This window comes from Massilia sp. CT11-108 (assembly GCF_047302915.1).
Lineage (GTDB): Bacteria > Pseudomonadota > Gammaproteobacteria > Burkholderiales > Burkholderiaceae_D > Telluria > Telluria orientalis.
Genome location: NZ_JBKYMO010001443.1, coordinates 1 through 293 on the forward strand (window position 1 = coordinate 1; position 293 = coordinate 293).

1 pseudogene is annotated in these 293 nt (G+C 73.0%); it reads left to right on the top strand.

The features are described from left to right. Positions 1-293: pseudogene (locus ACEN88_RS35190) on the top strand (AraC family transcriptional regulator); the annotation flags it as partial.

Consider the following 293-nt stretch of genomic DNA (forward strand, 5'->3'; position numbering starts at 1 on the left):
GACTGGCTCCGTTTGCCGCCGGCGTCGCTGCAGGGCGCGCTCGTCGCCGTCGTCGGGCGCGACGTCCGCAACGTGACCTTGAACGACGCCCAGCGCCTGTCGCACTTCCCGTCGTCGCAGCTCGTGTCGCTGTCATGGTACCGCGACATCGACGCGGGCCAGGTCTGCATGGAGGGCGGCGTGCCGGTGTGGCGGCCGTTCGGCACGGCGTGCGTGGTCGCCGGCACCCAGGCGCATCCCACCACGTCGTGGGCACCGACGACGGGCCGCGGCTGCATGGCCCTGTTCCAGGC